Here is a 2,196-nt window from a genome sequence, read left to right as displayed (position 1 = left end):
CCACGACTCGATCTCGTCCAGGTCTGGCTGATCTCTTCCACTCACGGCCTCACCGTATCCAGGCCAGGGCAAAGGTTGTCTGACGCGGCACTAGTTTGGGCCTGTCGGGTCGCGATTTCGGTAACTGTCAGGCCGCATCAGCAACTTGTTCCCGTTGTCTCGTGCGCTGCCAGCGGAGAGTCTTTCCGGACACGAGGCGTCCGCCACGAGCAACCTCGACCTACAGCCCCAGGAACCCTGTCCCAGCGCGCGGCCCCGGAGGATCTGTCATGCCCATCCCTAGTTCTGAAGCTCTTGCGACACGCTCGGCGGCCGGTCAGACGGCGGCTCAGACGGTTCAGAGGCTCCGGGTCTGGGAGAAGGAGTTCATCGCCCACCCTGCATCAGTGCGGCTCGCGCGGGACGACGTCCACGCCGAGCTGGTCGTTTGGGGCTGGGAACAGGAGCGCGCTGATGACGTGGCGTTGATCTGCTCCGAGCTGGTGACGAACGCCATCAGGCATGCCTGCGAGCCGGGAGATTCGATTCCTGTGCGGCTTCAAGAGTGTGCGGGTGACTGCCGCCTCGAAGTCCGAGACGGCCGAGGTGACCGGATGCCCATCGCCAAGGCCGTCGGCATTCGCGAGCACGGTCACGGGCTGCGGCTCGTGGCAGAGATGTCGGAGGACTGGGGCGTGGCGAGACGGAAGGGAGACAAGGTGGTGTGGGCAAGGGTGCTGCACGCACCGGCCGCCGGGAAGCCGGAGGTGGCGGCATGAGGGGCCTGCTGCGTCGCGCCCTGGGGAAGCGCCGGGGCCAGGCGGCGAAGCGCCCGTCGGCTCAGACAGGGCCCGCCAGCCGAGTGGCCCAACCCCCTGCGGAACACCAGATCGCCTCAGCCCGCCCGAGCGTCTTCGTCCGCCAGCGGCCCTGGGAGACCGCTGAGCCGTTCTGGTGCACCTTGACCGCCTTCTTCAGCTTCGGCCAGCCCACGACTCTGTGGAGTGGAGGAGCGCCCGATGCCCGCCTGGCCACGCGAGCGATGGTGAAGCAACTCCAGGACCTCGTCACGAAGTTCAGCCTTGACGAGGGCAGTGCACCCGGGAATTGGCTGTCCAACCGGGACAGGCACGACCGGGCGGTCTACGACCTGTCAGCCGGCCGAAGCTACGCGGTCACCTTCACCCACGGCGACGTGACCTACGTGCTTATGGCCGCTGTACGCGAGGGCGTCGAACCGCGGCGCCTCGTCGTCAGCACCTTCTGAGAAGCCCGCCCCGCCCTCCCATCCCGCGGTCGCAACGGCCGTGGTGGCTATACAGACCCTCGAACGGACCCGAGAGCAGACCATGACCTACCGCTTTCCACGGTGGACCGCCGCCGAGCCCAGGCCGGAGCAACCCCGGCGTTGGCTCTCGGCCACCGAAGCCATCGACACCCCGTCCGCGATCAGGCCGCCCAGGCCGGCCCCCGGCGGGTACTCCGTCCGCAGGCGCGCCACCGGGCGGGCTGCGCTGCCGGGTTCGAGTGACGCGAGTACCCAGAAGAGCCCGAAGCCAACAACCCCGCCGGACGCGGCATGAACCCCAGCCGCGTCCTACCAGGCATCCTCGGCTCGCCCTCGGGGCCGCCGCGCTGGGACGTGCCGGTCACCGGCGGCAAGTTGCCGCGCTTCGGGTACGAGCGTGCCCTGATTTACGTTGCCGCCGAGCTGTGCTGGTGGACCGGTCAGGGTCCGCTCGATGACCCCGGCCCCGGCGAGTTGGCGGACCTGTGCGCTCGGGTGAACGCCTCCCTGCCCTCCGACAGCCTGGACGGGATCGCCGGTGAAGCCCTCGCCTCCTGCGAGGAGCACCTGCGCGCGGCCGACCGGCTGAGGGGCGCAGCGCCGGCCATCCGGCTCTATCAGGTCCGCAGCGCGTGCGCAGCTGCCGCCCTGGCACGCCTGCTGGGCGTCAGCGCCCGCGCCGCACCCAGAGCGCCACAGGTCATCGACGGCCTGGTGCTCTCCTTCAGCACCAACTGACCGCCCCCTGGCGGGATGGCCCGCCAGGGACTTAGAAGTCATCTCATTTGGGCGACTGGGTAGGCTTCGCGGGTGATGATCGTGGAGCGGCTGGTGCCGGACGAGTTGTGGGAGTTGTTCCAGTTGGTGGTGCCAGCTGCGCCGACCCGTCCGCAGGGCGGTGGTCGGCGTCGGTATGGGGACCGCGAGGT

The 2,196-nt window shown here is 69.2% G+C and carries 3 protein-coding genes; all 3 read left to right on the top strand.

What is annotated here, in order from left to right; all coding sequences use genetic code 11:
• The first annotated feature begins 269 nt into the window (after positions 1-269).
• The 3 genes from ACFC1R_RS38725 (at position 270) to ACFC1R_RS38715 (ending at position 2,005) form a co-directional block, all read left to right on the top strand.
• The gene (locus ACFC1R_RS38725; RefSeq protein WP_375946416.1) at positions 270-758 is read left to right on the top strand and encodes an ATP-binding protein; all 489 of its coding nucleotides are present in this window, start codon (positions 270-272) and stop codon (positions 756-758) included.
• Positions 759-940: 182 nt separating this feature from the next.
• Complete coding sequence (locus ACFC1R_RS38720) at positions 941-1,246, top strand: hypothetical protein (protein ID WP_375946415.1); 306 nt, start codon at positions 941-943, stop codon at positions 1,244-1,246.
• 312 nt (positions 1,247-1,558) lie between these two features.
• Positions 1,559-2,005 carry a hypothetical protein gene (locus tag ACFC1R_RS38715; protein WP_375946414.1) on the top strand — a complete coding sequence of 149 codons (447 nt, stop codon included), beginning with the start codon at positions 1,559-1,561 and terminating at the stop codon, positions 2,003-2,005.
• Positions 2,006-2,196 lie beyond the last annotated feature (191 nt).

Source organism: Kitasatospora sp. NPDC056138 (assembly GCF_042264695.1).
GTDB lineage: Bacteria > Actinomycetota > Actinomycetes > Streptomycetales > Streptomycetaceae > Kitasatospora.
This window is presented reverse-complemented; position numbering and strand designations above follow the sequence as displayed.

Bases quoted from the DNA above. Each gene is read 5' to 3' on its own strand.
- ACFC1R_RS38725 (WP_375946416.1), top strand. From the start codon at position 270: ATGCCCATCCCTAGTTCTGAAGCTCTTGCGACACGCTCGGCGGCCGGT.
- ACFC1R_RS38715 (WP_375946414.1), top strand. From the start codon at position 1,559: ATGAACCCCAGCCGCGTCCTACCAGGCATCCTCGGCTCGCCCTCGGGG.